This window comes from Acidihalobacter aeolianus, from assembly GCF_001753165.1.
GTDB lineage: Bacteria > Pseudomonadota > Gammaproteobacteria > DSM-5130 > Acidihalobacteraceae > Acidihalobacter > Acidihalobacter aeolianus.
In genome coordinates, this window is the sequence record NZ_CP017448.1 from 415621 (window position 1) to 437604 (window position 21984).

Below are 21984 nucleotides of genomic sequence, written 5' to 3' on the forward strand. Positions count from 1 at the left end.
TCTGCGAGGTCCACGCGTCCAAAATTAGTTGAGGAATAAGGCAATGGAAATTGATGAAGCAAAAGCATATGAGAGCGGGATTCTGGATATCGCTCCAGCGCGAGCCAAACGTGGCGCGTTCGGGTTGATCCTGCTGTCAACGACCATGTTTTTCATACCGCTCTTTGCGGCCCGATTCCTGTGGGCCTATGCAGACAAGCCTGCAGGCGTGAACTACGTACTGTGGTCGGTGCTGACATTGATCATGATCGCTACATTGTTTCCGACATCGAGTGCGGTGAAGGCGGCATACCAGGGTGATAACAGTGCGATCGGCCGAAATCTGTCGGTGGCTCTACTTATGATCACGGTGGTCGTGATCGGAATCATCTATGACTGGTTTACCGGCTCGATCCCGGTCGGTAGCCGTTTCGGCGAAAACATGTATACCGATTCGGTGGGTTTCATTCTGATGATGTCGCTCGCACATTTCGCGTTCATGGCCTATGTGTCGGCCGCATCGAAAGGAAAAATCCGCAAGGAACAGTCGTGGAAAGTACATAACGCCGTAGATTTCTGGCGTCTGATCGTAGTCATGTGGGTCTTGTTCTACGTGATTTACTTCATCATTTAACGGGGAGGATCTTGTAATGGATATCCCAGCACATTCTCACGCGCTGCCGCATTTGCATATCCCAGCGCTGCATTTCATCATTCCGCATACGGTTGACCTGCCCGCGTGGTGGTGGACCGGGACTTATATGCTGGTGCCTTGGACTGCCATCGTTGTATTTATGTGGTGGTTCAACAAGCAAACGAAGAAAGAGGAAGAAGTGCGAATCAAGAAAATTGAGGAAGCGCTGAAGTAAGTCAGTCAATGCCAGAAATGTCTCCCGGCGCTAGCGTGGCGTCGGGAGATTCAACCAGAAAAGAAGATTACTGAATTTATAGAGCCAGTCAGTCGATGGAACAGCGCCTCCCTTCTGCAATGCAAGATCCGATGCGTTGGCCGCGTCGACTATCTGTCGTGGCTTTGCTGCTGACCTTCGGGATGATCGTGCTGGGTTCTTACGTGCGATTGTCCAAGGCCGGGTTGAGCTGTCCGAGTTGGCCATTATGCTACGGGCATGTAACGCCACCGCATGTGCCCCATGCGGATATGGCAGCGCAGATCGTCCATGCGCCGGCTCCGGTACAGGACACTACGGCCCGCGAATGGAAGGAGATGGTTCATCGCTATGTGGCGGGGACCTTGGGCATGACGATTCTCGCACTGCTGGTGGCGACCTTGAGGGTGCGCAAGCGGGTTGCCGCTGCGCCGGTCAAGCTGGTCGTGTTCACCGCCCTATGGGTGGTGGTGCAGGCACTGCTCGGCATGGTCACCGTGACCATGTTGCTGGATCCGCTGATTGTGACCGGGCACCTGGTTGGGGGCATGGTGATGCTGGCCAGCCTATTGTGGCTGGTTTTTAGATGCACGCATTTTATGCGGCTCAACAAAGCCGATTTGCAGAGCGCCTCGCGGATGCGCGGCCTGCGCTGGTGGGGACTGGCCGCGCTGGCCGTTGTCTGCACGCAGATCTTTCTCGGCGCATGGACCAGTACGAATTATGCGGCCTGGGCCTGTTACGGCTTTCCGACCTGCAATGGCCATTGGTGGCCTGCGGGTATGAATTTCGACAAGGCGTTTGTCTTCTGGCATCGACTGGGTGTCGATTATCAGGGCGGCATTCTTGACGGTGGAGCGCGTGTCGCGATCCAGGTAGTGCACAGGATGGGCGCTATGGTGACGGCGCTGGTTGCCGGTGGGCTCGGGATTTATCTCATGCTCGCAGGCGGCGTTGCGAAGCTGCGCCTGCTCGGCGGATTGCTGTTGGCGAGTATCGCACTGCAAATCGCCTTGGGCGTGTCGATGGTGAGTTTTGGCCTGCCTTTCTATGTGGAATGGGCACATACCCCGGGGGCCGCGCTGGTTTTGTCTGCTGTGCTGTCGGTGAACTTTTTACTGTGGTCGACGCGCGATGCCTATGTGCATAGCGGGGTCGCGCTGGCTCACGCTAATTTGGCGTGAGCCGATGACAACTAAATTACAACGGTAATCTCGGGAGAGTCGAATATGCGTCAAGACGAGGAGAGCACCCTGAGCGGAGAAGCGGAAATCAGGGCTCCCGGCATCACGCCGGGTGAGCTGAATCTGCCGGTCTGGAGCTGGGCCAATATCTGGCGTCAGGTACAGGCTTACTACGCGCTGACCAAGCCTCGTGTGGTCGCGTTGATTCTGTTCACCGCGATTGTCGGAATGTTGCTCGCGACGCCCGGGATCATTGCAATAGGCACGTTGGTTTTCGGTACTCTGGGAATAGGCCTAGGCGCCGCAGCTGCAGCAGCGGTGAACCACGTCATCGATCAACACATGGACGCAAAGATGAGCCGCACGGCCTGGCGTCCGATTGCCACGGGGGGGCTGGGTACGTTCCAGGGGCTTACGTTTGCCACCATCCTGGCGTTGCTGTCGATGTGGGTGCTGGTCGAATGGGTCAACGTGGAAACCGCCGTCCTGACCTTCCTTGCGATGATCGGCTACGCGGTGATTTATACGGGCTTTCTTAAACGCACCACACCACAGAATATAGTCTGGGGCGGTGCTGCTGGTGCCGTACCACCGGTACTTGGTTGGTGCGCCGTGAGCGGGCATGTCAGCTACGAGTCAATCGTCCTGTTCTCGATTATTTTCTTCTGGACGCCGCCGCACTTCTGGGCGCTCGCGTTGCACTACAAGGACGATTACGCCAAGGCCAAGATTCCTATGCTGCCCGTGACCCACGGCGAGGAGCACACGCAGACACAGATCCTGGTTTATACGGTCATCCTGGTGCTGGTGACGCTGTTGCCGTTCATCATGGGTCACGCCGGTTGGCTGTACCTCGCCGGGGCTGCAGCCTGCAATGTGGGTTTCCTGGGCTACGCCGTTAAGCTGAAGTTCAGGCGCAAGCCGCATACTGCAATCAGGATGTTTGCGTTCTCCATCGTGTATCTCATGGGGATTTTCAGCGCACTGCTGATAGATCACTATTTCACGATATTGCGCGGCATCCTAGCGTAAGCATAAGGAGATGAATGCCATGCAGCAGGATGACAATCGCCAGGAGAAAGGCACGATCGGGGGTCGCCGAGTGTTGCTGCTGAGCGCGGTATGGGCGATCGCCATGCTGGGAGGTTTGTACGTGTTCATCGACCAGGTCTTCTGGCATTGATTAGAAAAATTGGATTTGAAGGGTGCATGTTTGAGTGAAGTGTGAAGTATGTCATGCCATGGGAGCGACGAGTGATCCCGCTGTCATCAAATGGTTATGACGATGGCTGTGCAACCACTGGTGCACAATTTTGTCTTAGGAGGAAAGTATGAAGAAGGAGCAGTTCGTGAAGAATCGCATCGTCAAGACGATCGCCGGCGCGGCCGGTATGGGTGCCATGCTGGCCATGGGTATGGCGCACGCTGGTGTGACGACGATCGGCAAGCCGGGCGTCATCAAGCTGATGAAGGAAGACACGGGCAAGGTGACGGGCCATAATCAGGTCACCTACTCGGGCGCTAACCCGCACACGGTGATTGAGCAGGTGCTGCCTGGCTTCCCCTTCCCGTCGTTTGAAGCCGATAAGCAGACCAACCCGACCTTGATTTACGGAGCCGGTGTGAAAAAGGTGACGATCTCTGTGATCAACACCAACGGCGGGGCCGAACACAGCTTCATGATCACCAAGAAGGGCCCTCCTTACAGCGCCATGCCGAATCCCAGCAGCCTGCATGCGATGGCAGTGGTGCCTGAGCTGCCCGCTGCCAGCGGTGGCCAGTTCAACACCGATACCGTGGAATGGACGCCCCCAGGCCCAGGCACCTATTACTACCTGTGCAAGACCCCTGGCCATGCCTCGACCGGCATGCACGGCAAGATCGTCGTCAAGTAAGGGATTCTAGGTTAGTGTAGGCCACTGGTAGTGGCGCGCGGTCAGGTAACTTGCTGGCAGCGCACAAAAACCCCGGCAAACCGGATATCGGTTTGCCGGATTCAACATCAGCGAGTGGAGTAATACCATGACGCCATTAGATATCGCTGCCTTGATTGTGGGTTCCGCCATTATTGTTGTTGCTAAGTTAATGGCGACGGGTGTGACGATGATCGCGATTTCGGCGCAACGCACCGAACAAGAGATGCGTGAAAAGCAGGAAGCTGTTTTCGCTAATCGCGGATAAGAGTCTCGGCCTCGAGGATTATCAACACCCTCCTTCCAAAAGAGATCTCTGAACGTGCAGTGACTGCCCGCGTTCGCGCGGGCAGTTGTTTTATAACTGCTTGAATTTGTGAAATGGTATATATCTAGCCGGCCACTATTCTGTCGATGAGTTGCTTCAATTTGGCCGCTGTGAGTTCGCCTCGGTGAATGGTCACAATCTGTCCGTGCGCGTTATAGAAGACCGTGGTGGGGTACCCGATGGCGCCAAAAATTTTGCTCAACCGGGTGTTCTGGTCCAATAGCACGAGTTTGGCAGGCAGGCCTGTGTGTGTCGCAAAAGTCGTCACGTTAGCCCTCGAATTTCCCTGCTCCGCAAAATAAAAATGTATGTTTGGATGCTGGTGACTGCTCTGTACTAATAAGGGCAGTTCTGCGCGGCAGGGCGGGCACCACGTGGCCCAGAGATTGAGTACTATCGGTTTGCCTTTGAGTTGGATTAAGGAAACCTTGTGACCGCTTAGACTCTTGAGTGTGACGTCTGGTAATGCACTGGGAGTTGGATGCGATTGGTTGTAGGACCAGTAAAATATGGCAAGCGCGATGAATACGATGAACGAGATAATGAATTTGATATTTCGGGATCGCGGAGAAGGCGAGGTTGTCATACTGTAGACTTCCTAGGGATATTGATTAGGTGCCTTGCACGCTGCAAGCCGAGGATGATGGGGCAGGCCATCACATGCATGAAGGATTGGAGGTTAAAGGATGGGCCTTGAGCAGTTCAAGCGCAACAGAACCCCGCTAGCTGGGGTCGCCCTCGGTACGGTGATTGGTCTCTTGGTAGCGTATGCGATGGCAGTCATATTGCCGTGGCGCGCACCGCCGCAGCGGCCGGATTTTGCGGCGGCGGGTGACGCCCCGAAACGGATGTTTAAGTCCCCTCATTTTGTGGGCTTCGTGAATCAGTTGGGTAACCGCGTCGGATCGCAGGATTTTTCCGGCAAAGTGGTAGTGGTTACCTTCATGTATCCGTTTTGCACGCGCGGTTGCCCGATCATTGCGTCTCATATAGTCAATCTGGAGCGCCTGCTTCGTGAACGTGATCTCCAGGGAAAAGTGCGTTTTTTGAGCTTTAATGTTGATCCGTCAGACAGTACTCCGCGGCTGATGAGTCAATTTATGAGCCAATATGGCGCTGATCCTGCCGATGAGATGTGGCAGTTTCTGATGGCCTCACCCAAACAAACGGATGAGGTAGTGAAGCAGGGTTACCATGCCAGCTTTGAGAAAATTCCAACCACCAAGCTGGAAGGGATATTTAAAAGGCAACGATCATCTGGCGCTTATACTTATGTGGCGGAAATGAGCAATCCCCTCGCAACAGCAAATAGGCCTGACTATACGGTTCTGCATACCACATCAGCGATTATTGTCGGGCCCAAAGGCGTAGTGAGGTATGTGCTGAGTAAAGCAGATACGATATCAGTCGCGGCGGTGCTTAACGATATCATTCGTGTGCTGCGTACAGGGAAGCCGGTATGAGCTCAGACGTACAAATCGGTCAAGGCCAGCGTTCATATTTCTGGTATGCAGTCTGGGTAGGTGTTTTCGTGGGGTTGTTGTTTGGTTTTGCAGTCTCGAGTTTGGTGAGTACTGTGAAATATCATGATCTAAGAGAGAAAACAGCTACTCAACGTGAACGTGTGGTTGGTATGTTGCCATCCCAAGTAAAGCACGGACGTTTTGGAAAGGCGCCTAAGTTTACTGGGCTTATCAATCAAAATGGTCAGCCAATCAATTCAGCGAACTTGGCCGGCAAGGTGCAGGTCGTCAGTTTCCTCTCTCCTTATGGCGTACACACTACCCCAGTGCTTGTGGCTAATCTACGGAATCTGTATCAGGATCTGGCGCAGAGTCATTTGCTGGGAAGCAAGGTTGTGTTTGTCTCGTATAACCTCGATCCGCAGCATGCTGACCCGAAAGCCTTATCGCAATTTATGCATGATCTAGCTGATCTGGGATCGAATGATTCCGCTAACTGGCAGTTCCTGACGGGGTCCGAATCAACTATCGGAACCATCGTCGCAGGCCGCTATGGTGTTCATTATCATGTGCTTGACGATGCCGATAAGGCTGAGTACGTAGAGCGGATGAAGAAGACTGGTGAGTACGATTACGCGAAAGCGATCAACCCATTGGCGCAAAATGCGCCAAAGCATCAGCGCATTGTTAGCCACAATGTAGTCTTCCTGGTTTCTCCGAATGGCGATATAAGGATCAGGATAAACCAAGCGGATGCCTATCCGACGAGCCGATTGCTGTATGAGATTGTATCCATGCTGAAATTACCCGGTATGGATAAAGGCGGAAACTAAGATAGCAAGAAACTACCTCCCGAGGGGCCCCGTCTGGGGCCCTTCTTCGTTGTCAGCCCACGCTCCAGTACCGCGTGTGACGAGTGCGTTGCAAACCACCCAGGGACCGCAGGGTGTGGTCGCAAGAAAATCCACGTGGGGTGGCTCGCTTTGCGAAAATTCACGGCATAACTGACTCGTTTTGCGACACTTCTGGGGGGCTGGTGAACGAGTTATGTGGCTGTGAAGACGATAGGCGATGTCTGTTATCGGGGCGCTAACTTACTGTTTCTATGCTTATAAAGTGATTCATTAACGTAATCATGCGATAAATTTATGCGTAGATAAGAAAGCTGGCATGATTCGAGCAAGAGTTGCTGGGCCCTTGGCAGACATTCAGAGGACAGCAATGACCGTACGCAAAGAAAAGCAGGAAGAGCGCCGTGAGTTTCTGAGCTCCAGCGTCAAGCTCGCTGGAGCGGCCACCGTTGGCGCCTTAGGTGTGCCCATGTTGGACGGTCTTAATCCTAGCGCGGCAACTGAAGCGGCATCGAGCGTTGAAATAGACGTGTCCAAAATCCCACCGGCTGGCCAGGTGACCGTGCCTTGGCAGGGTAAGGCGGTGATGGTGATGAACCGGACGCCTGCGATGCTGGCGACACTGGAAAAGGTGCAGGCGCAGGGCATTCTTAAGGATCCAGACCTCAAGGTGCCGCAGCAACCGCCTTACGCGAAGAACATCTACCGAGCGCGTATGGAGCACAAGAATCTCCTGGTCTTGGTACGCATCTGCACACACATGTGCTGCATCCCCCTTTACAAGCCCAAACCCAACTCAGTGCGGCCAGGATGGCTGGGCGGATTTCACTGCCCGTGTCATGGCTCGATGTACGACCTGTCTGCCCGCGTCATCGTGACCTCGCCAGCACCGCGCAATATGGCGATTCCGGAATACCACTACGAAGACGGTGGCAAGAAGGTGGTGGTGACCAAGATGTATCCCAAGGCGAGATTGTGCTGATAGGGATGCAGTGGCGGAGTCGGACAGGTAGCGAAGATCCTAAGGAGCGGACATGAAGGCGACTGCGATGAGTTCAACGCCGGATATTGGGACCAAGGCCAAGGCCTTGCGGTCGAGATTCTGGCGTGTGCTGGGGGCGATGTCGATCGTGCTGATCGGCATCCAGTTCATCACCGGGGTGTTTCTGCTCATGAACTATCACCCGGGTGGTGAGGGAGGGTCGGCCGCATACAACTCGGTGATGAGCATTATGTACGACGTACGCTGGGGTTGGCTCGTGCGCTACATCCATACGACGGGCGCCTCGTTGTTGTTCATCATCGTGTATCTGCACATGTTCCGAGCACTGTGGGACCGAACCTACAAAAAGCGCGGCGGGAAGGTCTGGCTATGGGGAACCACGCTGCTGGTTCTGCTGATGGGTGAGGAGTTTTTCGGTTACATCCTGCCCTACGGGAACATGTCTTTGTGGGGTGGCATGGTCATTACCAATCTCTTTGGTTCCGTTCCAATCGTTGGGCATGATTTGGTGACCTGGATACGAGGCGGGCCACTCGTGAGCACGCCGACCATCAATCGTTTCATGGCGTTCCACGTAGCTGTAATTCCGATGGCGCTGGTTGCGCTGATCGTCATGCACCTGCAGAACCTATACAGCCTTCGAATCGAGCAGGAGGCCAGCCGCTCGGCACAGCGCTGAGCGAGTGTAGGTCAACCGGTTTTGCACTGAGGTGAAGTTCCACTGATCGAGGTTCAACAGATGGCGTCAGAACAAAAACGTGTGGTGGTGATCGGCAACGGCATGGCCGGGAGTCGATTCGTCAAGGAATTGCTTAAGCTTGCGCCGGGCGCATACGAAATCATCGTATTCGGCGACGAACCCTATTCGGCCTATGACCGAATTCAGCTCAGCCCATTGCTGGCAAACGAGCGTTCCCTGTCCGACATCATGATCGATGACGAAGCCTGGGTGGGCGACGGCGGTAACCGTCTGTACAAGGGCCATCGCATCGTCAATGTGGATCGGGAACGACGGGTTGTAACCTCTGATAAGGGTATCACGGAGGCCTACGACTATCTGGTGTTTGCCGTCGGTTCGAAACCCATGGTGCCGCCCATTCCGGGACGCGAGCTGCCCGAGGTCACGGTGTACCGCACCATAGACGACGTTGATTACATGCTTGAGCGTGCCGGCAAGCATACGCATGTGGTGGTGATCGGTGGCGGTCTACTGGGTCTTGAGGCTGCCAATGCACTGCGCGTGCAGGGCGCGGAAGTGGCGGTGGTGCATATCGCCGATTGGCTGATGGACCGCCAGCTGGATGCGGGGGCATCGCAGTTGCTGCAACGTCGCCTGGAAAGCAAGGGTATTGTCTTCCACATTCCACGGATGACCGAATCCATCGTCGGCGAGGAGCACGTCGAAGCGGTACGATTCCAGCGGGGTGAGGAAATTCGTGCCGATATGGTTGTTATCTGCGCGGGTATCGTGCCTGACACCGACCTGGCTAAAAAGATCGGCCTTAAGGTGGACCGAGGCATTGTGGTCAACGATCAACTGGAAACCAGCGATCCGGCAGTATTTGCCATCGGCGAGTGTGTCCAGCACAAGGGTAAGACCTACGGCCTTGTAGATCCTTGCTACGACCAGGCAAGGACGCTGGCGCGTTATATGTCAGGCGATATGGCGGCGGCCTACGGCGGTTCGCAGCCGTCGACGCAACTCAAGATCACCGGCATCGACCTTTATTCTCAGGGTCAGATCATGGGTGGCGAGGGCATCGATGAGCTGGTCTACGTCGATGCGAGGCGCGGTGTCTACAAAAAGGCCTGCATCAAGAACAATCGGGTTGCCGGCTGCATCCTGTATGGGGACGTGAACCTATCCCAGTGGTTCAAGGAATTGATTCGCAGTGGCGAGGATATATCTGACCGGCGTGATGTATTACTGGTTGGCGGTAGTTCGGATGGCGAACCCATAGATGTGATCGGTAACCTGCCGGATACCGCGGAGATCTGTACCTGCAATTCGGTTACCAAGGGCGAGATCGTCAGTGCGATCAAGATGCATAACCTGTCCACGGTTGAAGATATCAGGTTGACGACGCGTGCTGCATCTTCCTGTGGGACCTGCTCGCGCCAGGTGGATCAGATATTGTCGATGGAATTGGGCTCGGATTATGCCGAATCCACTCCGAAGACGCTGAGTATCAATATCGATCTGTTTTCGTATTTCCGTGAGAAGGATCTTTTCTTTTATGCCTTGCTCGGGACGATATTCGCAGCGATCGTATTCTTTGAGCCGACTTTCTTCAATATTTTCATCGATCAGGATAACTCAACACCTGCCAATACGCTGAAGTCGCCGGCTGACGTGAGACCCCTGTTTTTCCTGGGCCCGTTTTACGCGATTCTGCGCTCCATTTCTGACAAGCATCTTGGCGTGTTGATGATGACACTGGCCATCGTCGTGATGTTCCTGGTGCCATTTCTCGACAATACGCCCGAGGCTCGGGTCAAGCCGCATCCGTTGTTTGATAACACGTACAAAGTGCTGCTGTTATTCATGCTTATTTGTTACATCGTGCTCGGCTGGATCGGGTTCGAGCCTGCGACTCCGGTGCTCGCTTATTGGGGGCGCTGGTTCACCATCGGGTATTTCGCGTTTTTTGTGGCTATGCCAGTGTTGAGTCTGCTAAGGCGCTGGACCGCACATAGATTCGCCGGTGGACAAACTTAACTCGCGAATATTTTTTTCGCTGGCCAGAAATCTAATACGGAGTCGAGTCGAATGGGAATGAATATCCGCAGAGCAGCCTGGCTAACCCTTGCGTTGGGGCTGGTATCGACAAATTCATGCCTTGCAGAAGCGGCGCCAGCTTTGCGCGCTCCGCATTACACGATGAATCGCTCAACTATTATCAAGGGAGCTGAATATTTTGGGCAGAATTGCCTTTCATGCCATAGCGTGAAATACCTTCGTTATATCAATCTCATGAAGGGCCTTGGTATGAGTCAAAAGGAGCTTACGCAGTTTGTGATGCGACCTGACGGCGCCAATATTCACGAAGGGATGACCGTCACTATGACCAAGAAGGAGGCTTCAAAATTCTTTGGGAAACCACCGCCTGATCTATCGCAAATCGAACGCTACCTGGGTCCGGGTTTTATCTATACCTATCTGACCAGTTTCTACCTAGATAACAGCCGGCCGACCGGCTGGAACAATCATGTGTTCCCGGATGTGGCGATGCCCAACGTCTTGGCACCGTACGGTGGTCAGTATCTGAAGGATGGAAAGCTTTACCACAAGGGGTCGATGACACCGAAACAGTACAAGACGATGGTGGCCGATATTGTTGCGTTCTTGCGTTATGCAAGTGGCCCCTCTGTGCTAGAGCGCCATGAAATCGGACCTTATGTGGTGGGCGGATTTGGAATCGCTACCGTGATCGGATTCATCATCGCGATTCTGTAATGCATTTGGCATAACGGAAATCGAGAACAAATCGAGGAACGGACATGGATGCAGGATTGACGAATTCGACGTCTGGAAACAGCTTTAAGAACGGGCTTTGGGCAATTGTCTTTGGCATGCCGCTAGTGCTCGATCTTGGTATACCAGGGATTGTGAATTTGATTCTGTTCTTCTTGGTGATGCTGGCTTTGAGCATGACTTATCGAATGGCTGCGCATGCTGAAAGACGTGCCTTGCTGTTGTCGGCTATGAGTGCCGGCTTCTTCGTGACTGCGCCTAATTTTAGAGAAATGTATCCATTGACAGCGCCGCTTGTAGTGCTGCTGCTAGTGCTGACCTTTTATTACATTTTTCTATTTATCCGTGAAATTCTGGGGAGTGAGAAATGATGGGGCGGCGTTGGTTCGGAATGGATGGTCGGCAATTCGCGTCCGGGGTCCTCGTTGTTTCAATGGCTTTGCTCGCTGTCCCATCGCACGCCGGGCCTAAAAATGGCGTTATCGGCGTGATTAATGGTGGCGGCAACCCGGAGTTGGGCAAGGCCGATGCCAAAACCATGTGCATCGTGTGTCACGGAGCAGATGGTATATCGCCGGTCAATGGCTTCCCCGACCTGGCCGGGCAGTGGCCGCAATATTTGTTGAAGGAATTGCATAATTTTGCTTCAAAGAAGCGAGATGATCCGTTGGCCAAGGGTACGATGATCGACGCCGTGAAAACTATTCACGGCGAGACTGAAATGCAGGATCTGGTCGCCTTTTTCAGTTCGCTCGCGCCGCCGAAGGCAAAGCCCGTGCCTACCAAAACGAAGGATCTCGCGATGTGGAAGGCGGGTAAGAACATTTTCTATGGTGGGATACGCGCTACCGATGTCCCCGCCTGTGAGGCATGCCACAGTGCGACAGGCGCCGGCATTCCGCCCGAGTTCCCGCGGTTGGCGGGCCAGAATAAAACCTATCTTGTGGAACAGTTGACCTACTTCCACGACGGGACACGCGCGAATGATCCCAACGGCATTATGCGTGACATCGCCGGTCGTTTGGATAAACAGGAAATTTTGGCGCTGGCTACATTCATTCCCACATTGTCGGGTGGAGCGCCGACGACAAGATTGCCCGCATCCCAGCGACGTTGACAGCGGAGAATGAGGCTATGGCAACCGTAAGAGAGATGGAATGAACGATACGGGCAATTCCAGTGACGGTTCAGGGCTAAAAGCAGCGAACTTCCAGGTGGAATGCCATGGCCTGGAGTGCGTCAACCGAGGCATTACCCTCATGCTCGGCATTGGCGTCCTGCTGCAGCTGATCAGTGGTAATGCATTATTTCACGCCGGCATCTTCGACCATATGTGGGTGCATGACGCACTTGCAGTGAGCTTGTTGCTCGCGATGGCCTTCCAGTTGCGCTGGTGGTATTCGATTCGCCCCACTTCGAAAAGTGGGCTCGGCGGTGTATGCGCACAAGGGGTAGGTGTCTGTGCGATCAGCCTGCTGTGCTTGACTGGCTTTCTCGGTGCACTGTTCAGCGTATTTTCCAGCGCTGACGCTGGCGGTCTGTTTAAGGAAGATCTGCTGGCACACCACTATCTAGTCTACGGCGTCTGGGCTTATCTCACTGTTTATTTGGTTTTTACGCTGGCACGTCGTTTCGGCGGTCAGCCCTCCGATCAGGGCCCTAGCAGGGCCTGACCGAGCACCTCGGGATTCTGGGTGCGGGCTCTCCGCACCCGGCTTCTTTCTCCCTTCTCTCCCATTACGAATCCCTCTGTTTGCAGCGCCAGCGGGACTGTGGCCTACGCTCAGGCATCGCAATACCCGCTGAATTATCGGACGATGCATGCCGCGTACCTCAATGGTGCTTTGCGCATGGATATGCGTCTGCCAAAGCGAACAAATATGATACTGACCACCTGAGCATCCGCTCCAAGCTTATCTATGCGACCGGGCCGTCGGTCTTGCTGATGTCGACTGCATTGCCGTGCGTTGCTTTCGATCCGAGATCTCCGTGATCGCGATCACGACCGCCGTTGAGATGGTTGCCCGCCGTCGGCGCACTCAAGGAACAGCTCGCCTCGGCGGGGGACTAAGCAGAACGTGCCACGCATCAGCGAAGTGGCCGAATCCAGCGCCGAGAGCGCGCAGCAGGCCACGACCGCGAGCGAGGAACTCAAGGCCTATGCGACACAGCGGCGCACCTTGGTTTCGCGCTTTCGAATCTGATGCCCGGGGCGACACGGAGGCCGTCGTCCATCTGGTAAACTCGCGCGGATGGATGTCACCGATCTGCTCTCCGGCCTCAACGACGCGCAGCGCGAGGCGGTCACCGCGCCGCCGGGTCCGGTCCTGGTGCTGGCCGGGGCGGGCAGCGGCAAGACGCGCGTACTGACCCACCGCATCGCCTGGCTGATCCGCGTCGAGGGGTTGTCGCCCTACAGCCTGTTGGCGGTGACCTTCACCAACAAGGCGGCGCAGGAGATGCGCGGGCGCATCGAAACGCTGATGGGAATGCCGGCCGGCGGGCTGTGGATCGGCACCTTTCACGGGCTCGCCCATCGCCTGCTGCGGGCGCACTGGCGCGAGTCGAGGCTCCCGCAGGGCTTCCAGATCCTCGACAACGAGGACCAGCTGCGCTTGGTCAAGCGCGTGTTGCGCGGCCTGAATCTGGACGAGGCGCACTGGCCGCCCAAGCAGGCGCAGTGGTTCATCAACGGACGCAAGGACGAGGGTTTGCGTCCACAGCATCTCGACGACACCGGCGATCCCACCCAGGCCCAGTTCGTACGCATCTACAGCGCCTACGAGGCCGCCTGCCAGCAGGCGGGCGTGGTGGATTTCGCCGAGCTGCTGCTGCGCGCGCTGGAGCTGATCCGCGACAACGACACCCTGCAGCAGCACTACCGCCAGCGTTTCCGGCATCTGCTGGTGGACGAATTCCAGGACACCAACGAGCTGCAATATGCCTGGTTGCGGCTGCTGGCCGGGCCGAAGACGCCGGTATTCGCGGTGGGCGACGACGACCAGTCGATCTACGGCTGGCGCGGTGCGCGCATCGAGCACATCCAGCAGTTCGCGCACGATTTTCCGGGCACCCAGACCGTGCGTCTGGAACAGAACTACCGTTCCACCCAGACCATTCTCGACGCCGCCAACGCGGTCATCGCGCACAACCGGGGTCGTCTCGGCAAGGAGCTGTGGGCGCAGGGCAGCCGCGGCGAGCCGGTAAGCTTCTACCTCGCGTACAACGATCTGGACGAGGCACGCTATGTGGCCGAGCAGATCGAGGACTGGACGGTGCAGGGCGGGCGGCGCGACGAAGTGGCCGTGCTCTACCGCTCCAACGCGCAGTCGCGTGTGCTGGAAGAGGCCCTGATCGCGCGCGGGCTGCCGTATCGTGTCTACGGCGGTTTGCGCTTTTTCGAGCGCGCCGAGATCAAGGATGCACTGGCCTACCTGCGCCTGCTCGCCAATCGCAACGACGACACCTCGTTCGAGCGGGTGATCAATCAGCCCACGCGCGGCGTCGGCGAACGCAGCCTGCAGGCAGTCCGCGAGCGGGCCCGCGAACGCGGCTGCGCACTGTGGCCCGCGGCGCGCGAGCTGGTAGAGGACGGCAGCCTGGCAGCGCGTGCGGCCAAGGCGGTGGGCGCGTTCCTGGCGCTGATCGAGGGTCTTGCCGCCGCCTGCGAGGGCCTACCGCTGTATGAACAGGTCGAGCGCGTGGTGGCCGGCAGCGGTCTGCGCGCGCACTTCGAACAGGACCGCAGCGAACGCGCCGAGGCGCGGGTGGAGAACCTGGACGAACTGGTCAATGCCGCGCGCGGTTTCATCCCCGATCCCGAGCAGCATGCGGAGATGGACCCGCTGACGGCCTTCCTCTCGCACGCCGCGCTCGAGGCCGGCGAGGGCCAGGGCGACGCCTGGGAGGACTGCGTGCAGCTGATGACCCTGCACAGCGCCAAGGGACTGGAGTTCCCGCTGGTGTTTCTGGCCGGGATGGAGGAGGGGCTGTTCCCTCACCGCATGTCCATCGAGGAACCGGGCCGGCTGGAGGAGGAGCGGCGGCTGTGCTACGTGGGCATCACCCGCGCGCGCACCCGCCTGGTGCTCACCGCCGCGGAGACCCGCCGTCTGCACGGCCAACAGACTTACAACCTGCCCTCGCGCTTCATCGGCGAAATCCCGGCCGAGCTGGTCGAGGACGTGCGCCCGCGGGTGCGCCTGCATGCTTCGTCCGCCACGCCGCCGCGTGCGCCCGCGCGCGGCGTGCGCGAGTCGGCCGGCGGGCTCGCGGTCGGTCAGCGCGTGCGTCACGCCAAGTTCGGCGAGGGCGTGGTGCTCGACTGCGAGGGCGAGGGACCGCAGGCGCGCGTCGAGGTCAACTTCAGCGGCCACGGTAGCAAGTGGCTGGTGCTCAGCTATGCCAAGCTCGAACCCGTTACCTGAAACCTTGCCCGCTCAGAAGCGGGTGCCGACGCCTATGCCGATGCCGAACTGGAAGCGCGGCGAGGTCTGCAAGGGCTGCAGCGGCCACAGGTGCATGGACTGCGGCGCCACCACCGGGTAATTGTAGGGCAGCTGGCCGATCGTGCCGCCCTCGATGCCGGTGACTCGGCCGATGACGCTCAACTCTCGCCCCGGCGCGTAGATCAGGGGCTCGACAAAGCCCTTGGCGCGCACGATGAAGCGCCCGATGGTGGTTGCGCGAAGCCGCGGTCTCATCTCGCTGTCCAGCGGAAAGGCGAGCACCGTGATCAAGGTGTCGTGGGCCTGGTTCACGACGCTGACGATGGTGCCACCCCAGGCCACGGGAGCGGTCGGGACGCGGGCGTTGCGCGCCACCGCATCAGGGGCGGGAACGGTGTGCGCCTGCTGCGTCAGCGCCGGGGGGAACGGCGGCGCCACGGCGCAGCCACCGAGCGCGAGCAGGGCCGCCGCGGCTGCCAGCGCACGTCCTCGCCTGGTGTATCCACCGGGCCGATTCATCAGCGCCACCAAGGGGCGTAAGGGTACGGACCCGGCCAGCCCCAGGGACCGCAGAACGGGTCATTCCAGCACGGACCGGGGAGGTAGCGTACCGGCAACTCGCGCGGCCATAGATGCGGGGCTCCGGCATCAACTACCGGGAAGCGGTATGCGTAGCCACCAATGTGATGGGTCTCCACTTTCGTGATGTCGCCGGCGACCGTGATCTCGCGGCCCTTGGCATACAACGCGGGATCGTAGAAACCAGGTGAGCAGGCGATGAAGCGCCCCTCGCTGAGACTGTGTTCGCGTTCCGGTCGACCGTCGCCGTCGAGCGGCAATCCCAGCACCTCGAAGCAGGTGCGTGCCTTCTCCGGGTGGACGTCGACGATGACGCCGCCCCAGCGGACGCGGCTACCGGTATCGGTGCCTGCAGCCGCCATCTGTGGTGTGACGGCGGCGTAGGGTCCAGGAGGAGATACGGGGTTGACGGCGCAGCCGCCCGCGAGCAGCAGTGCGGGCAATGCCATCCAGAGACGTTTGACCATGCGATCCTCGCCGGCTAACGGCCGGTCACGTCAGGTGACGCATACATCTTCCCATACCCACAGGACAACGCGGAAGTGGATGCACGGTCATTAGAGCGCATCTGTCGTCGTGAGTTCTGCGTGCGGGCTATTGCACAGGCCCTCGCTCTGGCACACTCCGGCCATGTTTGGAGAACCTATCACCTCGTTGGCGGTTGCCGGTGAATTCCTGCTCCGCCTAGCCGTGGTCGTGCGCATCCTGGTGCGCCGACGCGGGCAGCCCAGTACACGCCTTGCCTGGATCGTGGTGGTCATGCTGGTACCGATAGGTGGGCCGTTGCTGTATCTCCTGGTCGGTGAGGTGCGGCTGGGCGCACGTCGCCTGCGCATGCATGCGATGCTGCGCGAACACCAGCGCGAGAAGCTTGCCGAGCCGCATGGCGAGCATTCTGCGGTGCTCCCGGCGGACTACGCACCGATCGCCGCCCTGGCACGCTCGGTGGGTAGTACCCAGGCCCGTGGCGGCAATCAGATCCGCCTGATCGGCGATTCCGGCGCGTTGATCGATGCGCTGGTCGCCGACATCGACGGCGCCGAACTGCACTGCCACCTGCTTTCCTACATCTTTCTGCCTGACGGTTCGGGACACAAGGTCGCCGATGCGCTGATCCGCGCCGCCGCACGCGGTACCGCCTGCCGACTGCTGGTGGATGCGGTCGGTTCCAAGGCATTTCTGAGCTCGCCGTTGCGGCGCCATCTGCAGCGTGCCGGGGTCGAGGTGGTCGCTTCATTGCCGGTCAATCCGCTGCGCGCCTTGCTCGCGCGCATGGACATCCGCAACCACCGCAAGCTGGCCGTGATCGACGGAGTGATCGCCTACGCCGGCAGCCAGAACATCGCCGACGCCGCATTCGCGCCGAAGGCACGTTATGCGCCCTGGGTCGATGCCTCGGTACGCATCCGCGGTCCGGTCGCTTGGGACCTGCAGCGGTTGTTCGTGGAGGACTGGTATCTAGACAGCCACGAATGGCTGGGCGAGGTGCTGGACATCGTGCCGGAGGTGGAACCGGACGGGATCGATGCCCAGATCATTGGTACCGGACCGATGTCCTACAACTACGCCATGCGTCAGGTGCAGCAGGCCGCGCTGCATCTGGCTCGCGAGGAGGTGGTGATCACCTCGCCCTATCTCGTTCCCGACGAGGGCACCATCGCTTCGATACACGCCACCGCGCGCTGCGGCACGCATACCCGGCTGGTGGTGCCTGCGCGCAACGATTCGCGCATGGTGGCCGCGGCCAGCCGCAGCTTCTATGCCGACCTGCTCGAGAGCGGGGTGGAAATTCTCGAATACCGACGCGGTCTGCTGCATGCCAAGACACTGACCGTGGACGGGCGACTGTGCATTCTCGGTTCGGCCAATCTTGACCGGCGAAGCTTCGAAATCAACTTCGAGGTGTCGGTCATCGTCTACGACGAGCCGTTCACGCGCGAGCTGCGCGCGCTGCAGGGGAGCTACATGGACGACGCCGAGAAGGTGGAACCCGGGCGCTGGCTGCGCCTGCCGTGGCCACGGCGACTGTACTACAACACCGTCGGGCTGCTCGGCGCCCTGCTCTGAAAGCGTTCGGCGGTTCCCGCATCGGAACCCGGTTCGTTAGTCTTTTCCTCTCGGACGCATGCACGCCGGGTCCTTGTCGCCGCGCGTGCCGGAGGGGCAAAAAAAAAGCCCCGGCACGGGGCCGGGGCCATGAAGTTCGACTTGAAGGGGGGGAGACAAGTCGATCCGCCTTGCGGCGGCGAGCGCCGGGCTAAGCGCTCTAAAACTATGACCGGGGGCGTCAGGAAAAGTTCATGCGGGCGTGCCGGAGGGCAAAAAGGGTATCCGGAAGATCGTGTTGATACTGTGGTTTATGCTTAAATTCAGTCATGAAAGCGACAACAGACGCTCCCGCCAACGCCGACTGCCTGCGCGAACTGCATGCGCTGCTGGTCGAACACTTTACCGAGTTCGACGCCTTCGCCGAAGCCTGTCTCGACCGCGGCCGGCGCATGCTCGGACTTACCACCGGCATCATCAGCCACATCAGCGGGCAAGACTACGAAGTCGTCAAGGTGCGCACGCCACTCGACGGGCTGCACGACGGCGATCACTTCACCTTGGCCGACACTTATTGTGCCGCGGTGATCGAGCGCGTCGCGCCGGTCGGCTATGCGCATGTCGGCGAACTGCCCGACATGCGCAATCATCCGGTGTACGTTGGCCTGCAGCTGGAAAGCTATCTCGGCGTGCCGCTCCGGGTCGGCGGCGCCATTTACGGTACGCTCAATTTCAGCGACACGGCAGTGCGCAGCCAAAACTTCACGGCGCTGGAGATCGAATGCATTGAGGCGATGGCCGCGCTGCTCGGCCGCTTCATCGAAGCCGAGCAGGCCGACCGGGCGCTCGCCGAGCGCGAACAACTGTTCGCGCAGAGCTTTCGTCACGCCCTGATCGGCAAGGCGCTGGCCACGCCCGAGCGGCGCATCATCGAGGTCAACCCGGCCTTGTGCCATTTGCTTGGATATCCGCGTGAGGCGCTGATCGAGCATACGCCCGACGCGTTCACCCATCCCGATGACCGGCATTTGACTGACGACCTGTACCGTGAGCTGTTCGCGGGCGAGCGTGAGCATTTCGAGATCGAAAAGCGCTATCTGCATGCCGACGGCCGGATCGTCCACGCCCGGCTCGGCATCGCCCTGGTGCGCCACGCCGACGGCCGACCCTGGCTCGCGATCGGCCAGCTTGTCGACCTCACCGCCGCGAAGCAGCGTGAGCGCGAACTGTATGCGCTGCTTGAAGCGGTGCCGGAAGCGCTGGTGGTAGTCGGCGAAGCCCTGGAGGTGGTGCGGGTCAATGCTGCGGCAGAACAGTTGTTCGGTTATTCGCGGGGTGCGCTCATCGGGCAGCCGGTGGGATTGCTCATGCCCGAGCAAGTGCGCAAGCGCCAGCTTGAGTTGCTGCGGGACGGGCCGGCCCAAGCGCACGACGTGCGGCACGTGGATAACACCGAATTGCGCGGCCTGCGCGCCGATGGCTCGGAATTTCCGTGCGAAATCAGCATGACGGCGACCGAAATCGAGGGTCAGCAGCGGTCGCTGGTGGCGGTGCGCGACGTCACCGAACGTCGCCGCATGCAGGCGGAGCTTGTGCGGCTGGCCGAGAGCGACCCGCTCACCGGCCTGGCCAACCGGCGGGTCTTCGACCAGACGCTGACTCGCGAACACGCCCGGCTGCGCCGCGGCTGCCCGGCGCTGTCACTGGTGCTGCTCGACCTGGACCACTTCAAGCGCGTCAATGACCGCTTCGGACACGCGGTCGGCGACCGCGTACTGGTGCGGCTTGCGCAGGTGCTGCGCGAGATCGTGCGCGAAACAGATCTGCCGGCGCGGCTCGGTGGCGAAGAATTCGGTGTGCTCCTGCCGGATACCGGGCTGGCCGCGGCGGGGGTCTTTGCCGAGCGCTTGCGCAAGGCCCTGCACAGGGCCGACTGGCCGATTCCGGAGGTCACCGCGAGCATCGGCGTGGCCGCATTGTGCGATGCGAGCGTGTCGACCGAGTCGCTTTACCGCGCCGCCGACCAGGCGTTATATGCCGCCAAGGGCGCGGGGCGCGACCGTGTGATGCTGGCCGATACACCCTGCGTGGGCCGACCGATTCCCATTCAGGGAAAAGCCTGATGACGCAGTACCTTACCGCGTTGTAAGCCGCGTGCCAGAGCCGCGCAACACGCCTGCCGTACGCTTCTTGCCAACGACGCCGCACTGGCGTCGTCCTTCCAAACGCAAGGAGTGACCCCATGCAAACCAAGATTCTGATTGCCTCGACCCTGGCTCTGATGGGCCTTTCCGCCGCCGGCGTGGCGCTGGCCTCCAACGCCAGCGAGAATCACCACGAACAGTCGCCGGCCGCCGAAGCGCAGATGCTACACACGGCCAAGGTCGGCCTCGACCAGGCCGGACTATTGCGCAGAATGCAGTTGCGGGCATGCTGAGCGATGTCGGCTTCAGCAACGAGAACGGCAAGGGTGTCTGAGATGCGACGGTGCTCGATGCCAAAGGGCAGGCACATACCGTCAAGATCGATGCCTCGAGTGGCAAGGTGCTCGCCCAGGGACTTGAGTCCGTGCAGGACGCAGAGGGCGGCGACGGCGAACAGGGCGAAAGCGCCGATGGCGACGGTCAGGGTGTCATGAATCAGTAAGGGCCAGCGTCCGTTCGTGGTGCCGGCCGGGCGGGAACCCGTCGGGCACTCTGTCATTTGGTAACATTTTCATCCCGTCACGCCCGTGTTTGGAGCACGTCCCTCGAATTCGCTCAACGAACGCCTGTTCCGGGCGATCAACGCCGGCGCGAACTCGCCACCCGCGCTGGTCGATTTCGGCCTGTTCTGCGCCCAGTGGCTGGTGCCGCTGACGGTGGCGCTGTTCGTGCTGCTGTGGGTCCGGCTCACCTATCCCGAGCACCGCGCAGCGCTGATTACCGCGACCGCCGTGATGCTGATCGGTCTGGGCGTCAACCAGGTGCTCGGCGCGCTGTACTTTCATCCGCGACCGTTCATGATCGGTCTGGGCCATCAATACCTGCCGCATCCAGCCGACAATTCTTTTCCCAGTGATCACGCCACCTTCATGTGGAGCTTAGGGTTTGCGCTGCTGGCGGTAGGAAGGCTGCGCGCCTGGGGGGTGGCGCTGACGCTGGGCGGCTTCGCCGTGGCCTGGGCGCGGGTCTACGTCGGAGTGCATTTCCCGCTGGATATGCTCGGCTCGTTCTGCGTCGCGCTCGCGGTGGCGTTCCTTGCCCGGCACTTGTCGCGACCGGTGGAGCGCTGGGCACAGCCATTTTTCGACCGAATCTACCGTCGTCTAATCGATGCGCTGCGTCTACCGCCGAAGGCGTTCCCGCGCTGAGCCCGACCGGTTGACGCGCGACTCCAGCCGCCGCGGGAGAAACCAGGGGGCCACTGCATGCTCGACAGCTGGCTGATGTCCATGATGCCGATCATCCAGTCGCTGCATGGCTGGATCTACTGGATCGCACTGCTGGCGGCGTTGGTCGAAACGGTATTGGTCGTCGGCCTGTTCCTGCCTGGGTCGACGCCGCTGCTTCTGTTGGGGGCATCATCGGCTGGTGCGCGCGGCCCGAGCTTCATCGGTATGCTGATCTTCGCCGTTGCGAGGGCGACGCTGGGCGATAACGTCAACTATTCGCTGGGACGCCGCTACGGACAGCGCTGGACTCGCGACGGCCTCGTCAAAATCCGCGAGCATGCTGCGCGAATTAAAACTACTAAGACCCGTCGACCAACTATCCGTCTTGTGTCCTGGTATTACGAACCGGGATTTGCAGATTTTCATTCCTGATCAATGTTTGTCGTTACTTTTCC

The 21984-nt window shown here is 59.0% G+C and carries 27 protein-coding genes; 24 read left to right on the forward strand and 3 right to left on the reverse strand.

The genetic code is table 11. The annotated features are described in order from the left end of the window. The first annotated feature begins 43 nt into the window (after nucleotides 1–43). The 7 genes from BJI67_RS01955 to BJI67_RS17215 all read left to right on the forward strand — a co-directional run bounded on the left by BJI67_RS01955 (nucleotide 44) and on the right by BJI67_RS17215 (nucleotide 4231). Entirely contained in the window at nucleotides 44–613 is a 570-nt protein-coding gene (locus tag BJI67_RS01955) for a hypothetical protein (RefSeq protein ID WP_070071597.1), read from the forward strand. Nucleotides 614–629: 16 nt separating this feature from the next. Continuing rightward, nucleotides 630–848 (forward strand): hypothetical protein, encoded by a 219-nt coding sequence (locus BJI67_RS01960; protein WP_070071598.1) that lies wholly within the window; start codon nucleotides 630–632, stop codon nucleotides 846–848. A gap of 95 nt (nucleotides 849–943) precedes the next feature. Continuing rightward, complete coding sequence (locus BJI67_RS01965; protein WP_083250550.1) at nucleotides 944–2050, forward strand: COX15/CtaA family protein; 1107 nt, start codon at nucleotides 944–946, stop codon at nucleotides 2048–2050. A gap of 45 nt (nucleotides 2051–2095) precedes the next feature. Beyond that, on the forward strand, nucleotides 2096–3082 hold the full coding sequence (locus BJI67_RS01970; RefSeq protein WP_083250551.1) for a heme o synthase: 987 nt from the start codon (nucleotides 2096–2098) through the stop codon (nucleotides 3080–3082). 19 nt (nucleotides 3083–3101) lie between these two features. Continuing rightward, the gene (locus tag BJI67_RS18065; protein WP_269449608.1) at nucleotides 3102–3233 is read left to right on the forward strand and encodes a hypothetical protein; all 132 of its coding nucleotides are present in this window, start codon (nucleotides 3102–3104) and stop codon (nucleotides 3231–3233) included. A gap of 148 nt (nucleotides 3234–3381) precedes the next feature. Then, nucleotides 3382–3945, forward strand: coding sequence for a plastocyanin/azurin family copper-binding protein (locus BJI67_RS01975; RefSeq protein WP_070071599.1), 564 nt, complete (start codon nucleotides 3382–3384; stop codon nucleotides 3943–3945). 127 nt (nucleotides 3946–4072) lie between these two features. After that, a complete protein-coding gene (locus BJI67_RS17215; RefSeq protein WP_156781991.1) occupies nucleotides 4073–4231 on the forward strand; it encodes a hypothetical protein in 159 nt (52 codons plus the stop codon). A 124-nt stretch (nucleotides 4232–4355) separates the two neighbouring features. Here the strand turns inward: BJI67_RS17215 and BJI67_RS18220 are convergent, their stop codons facing one another. After that, nucleotides 4356–4877, reverse strand: a complete 522-nt coding sequence (locus BJI67_RS18220) for a TlpA family protein disulfide reductase (protein WP_083250552.1) — start codon at nucleotides 4875–4877, stop codon at nucleotides 4356–4358. 100 nt (nucleotides 4878–4977) lie between these two features. Between BJI67_RS18220 and BJI67_RS01985 the strand changes: the two genes are divergently transcribed. The 11 genes from BJI67_RS01985 to uvrD all read left to right on the forward strand — a co-directional run bounded on the left by BJI67_RS01985 (nucleotide 4978) and on the right by uvrD (nucleotide 15510). Continuing rightward, on the forward strand, nucleotides 4978–5754 hold the full coding sequence (locus tag BJI67_RS01985) for an SCO family protein (protein ID WP_070071601.1): 777 nt from the start codon (nucleotides 4978–4980) through the stop codon (nucleotides 5752–5754). Next, complete coding sequence (locus BJI67_RS01990; protein ID WP_083250553.1) at nucleotides 5751–6587, forward strand: SCO family protein; 837 nt, start codon at nucleotides 5751–5753, stop codon at nucleotides 6585–6587. Before BJI67_RS01985 ends, BJI67_RS01990 begins: the two co-directional genes overlap by 4 nt. A gap of 388 nt (nucleotides 6588–6975) precedes the next feature. Beyond that, nucleotides 6976–7587, forward strand: coding sequence for a ubiquinol-cytochrome c reductase iron-sulfur subunit (gene petA / locus BJI67_RS01995; protein WP_070071603.1), 612 nt, complete (start codon nucleotides 6976–6978; stop codon nucleotides 7585–7587). Between the two features lie 52 nt (nucleotides 7588–7639). After that, a complete protein-coding gene (locus BJI67_RS02000) occupies nucleotides 7640–8287 on the forward strand; it encodes a cytochrome b (RefSeq protein WP_083250554.1) in 648 nt (215 codons plus the stop codon). Nucleotides 8288–8347: 60 nt separating this feature from the next. Then, nucleotides 8348–10327 (forward strand): FAD-dependent oxidoreductase, encoded by a 1980-nt coding sequence (locus BJI67_RS02005; protein WP_070071605.1) that lies wholly within the window; start codon nucleotides 8348–8350, stop codon nucleotides 10325–10327. Between the two features lie 51 nt (nucleotides 10328–10378). Next, a complete protein-coding gene (locus BJI67_RS02010; RefSeq protein ID WP_083250555.1) occupies nucleotides 10379–11065 on the forward strand; it encodes a cytochrome c1 in 687 nt (228 codons plus the stop codon). 44 nt (nucleotides 11066–11109) lie between these two features. After that, entirely contained in the window at nucleotides 11110–11454 is a 345-nt protein-coding gene (locus BJI67_RS02015) for a hypothetical protein (RefSeq protein ID WP_070071607.1), read from the forward strand. Further along, nucleotides 11451–12200 carry a c-type cytochrome gene (locus BJI67_RS02020; RefSeq protein ID WP_070071608.1) on the forward strand — a complete coding sequence of 250 codons (750 nt, stop codon included), beginning with the start codon at nucleotides 11451–11453 and terminating at the stop codon, nucleotides 12198–12200. The genes BJI67_RS02015 and BJI67_RS02020 overlap by 4 nt, the downstream gene beginning before the upstream one ends. Before the next feature lie 40 nt (nucleotides 12201–12240). Further along, on the forward strand, nucleotides 12241–12756 hold the full coding sequence (locus BJI67_RS02025; protein WP_070071609.1) for a hypothetical protein: 516 nt from the start codon (nucleotides 12241–12243) through the stop codon (nucleotides 12754–12756). Between the two features lie 405 nt (nucleotides 12757–13161). Continuing rightward, nucleotides 13162–13287 carry a hypothetical protein gene (locus tag BJI67_RS18070; protein WP_269449609.1) on the forward strand — a complete coding sequence of 42 codons (126 nt, stop codon included), beginning with the start codon at nucleotides 13162–13164 and terminating at the stop codon, nucleotides 13285–13287. Between the two features lie 48 nt (nucleotides 13288–13335). Beyond that, nucleotides 13336–15510: a DNA helicase II gene (uvrD, locus tag BJI67_RS02030; protein WP_070071610.1), complete on the forward strand. Its 2175-nt coding sequence runs from the start codon at nucleotides 13336–13338 to the stop codon at nucleotides 15508–15510. 12 nt (nucleotides 15511–15522) lie between these two features. Here the strand turns inward: uvrD and BJI67_RS02035 are convergent, their stop codons facing one another. Both BJI67_RS02035 and BJI67_RS02040 read right to left on the reverse strand, forming a co-directional pair. Continuing rightward, a complete protein-coding gene (locus BJI67_RS02035) occupies nucleotides 15523–16050 on the reverse strand; it encodes a Slp family lipoprotein (RefSeq protein WP_070073886.1) in 528 nt (175 codons plus the stop codon). Continuing rightward, nucleotides 16050–16577: a Slp family lipoprotein gene (locus BJI67_RS02040; protein WP_070071611.1), complete on the reverse strand. Its 528-nt coding sequence runs from the start codon at nucleotides 16575–16577 to the stop codon at nucleotides 16050–16052. The genes BJI67_RS02035 and BJI67_RS02040 overlap by 1 nt, the downstream gene beginning before the upstream one ends. Before the next feature lie 163 nt (nucleotides 16578–16740). On the opposite strand from BJI67_RS02040, the gene cls reads away from it, so the two are divergent. The 6 genes from cls (at nucleotide 16741) to BJI67_RS02065 (ending at nucleotide 21961) form a co-directional block, all read left to right on the forward strand. Beyond that, complete coding sequence (gene cls, locus BJI67_RS02045) at nucleotides 16741–18177, forward strand: cardiolipin synthase (protein ID WP_070071612.1); 1437 nt, start codon at nucleotides 16741–16743, stop codon at nucleotides 18175–18177. Nucleotides 18178–18485: 308 nt separating this feature from the next. Then, nucleotides 18486–20279 (forward strand): sensor domain-containing diguanylate cyclase, encoded by a 1794-nt coding sequence (locus BJI67_RS02050; RefSeq protein WP_070071613.1) that lies wholly within the window; start codon nucleotides 18486–18488, stop codon nucleotides 20277–20279. Nucleotides 20280–20398: 119 nt separating this feature from the next. Continuing rightward, entirely contained in the window at nucleotides 20399–20593 is a 195-nt protein-coding gene (locus tag BJI67_RS02055) for a hypothetical protein (RefSeq protein WP_070071614.1), read from the forward strand. Between the two features lie 50 nt (nucleotides 20594–20643). Further along, nucleotides 20644–20802 carry a hypothetical protein gene (locus BJI67_RS17220; protein ID WP_156781992.1) on the forward strand — a complete coding sequence of 53 codons (159 nt, stop codon included), beginning with the start codon at nucleotides 20644–20646 and terminating at the stop codon, nucleotides 20800–20802. Nucleotides 20803–20887: 85 nt separating this feature from the next. Further along, on the forward strand, nucleotides 20888–21508 hold the full coding sequence (locus BJI67_RS02060) for an undecaprenyl-diphosphatase (RefSeq protein ID WP_070071615.1): 621 nt from the start codon (nucleotides 20888–20890) through the stop codon (nucleotides 21506–21508). A 57-nt stretch (nucleotides 21509–21565) separates the two neighbouring features. Continuing rightward, nucleotides 21566–21961 carry a DedA family protein gene (locus BJI67_RS02065; RefSeq protein WP_070071616.1) on the forward strand — a complete coding sequence of 132 codons (396 nt, stop codon included), beginning with the start codon at nucleotides 21566–21568 and terminating at the stop codon, nucleotides 21959–21961. The last annotated feature ends 23 nt before the right edge of the window (nucleotides 21962–21984 follow it).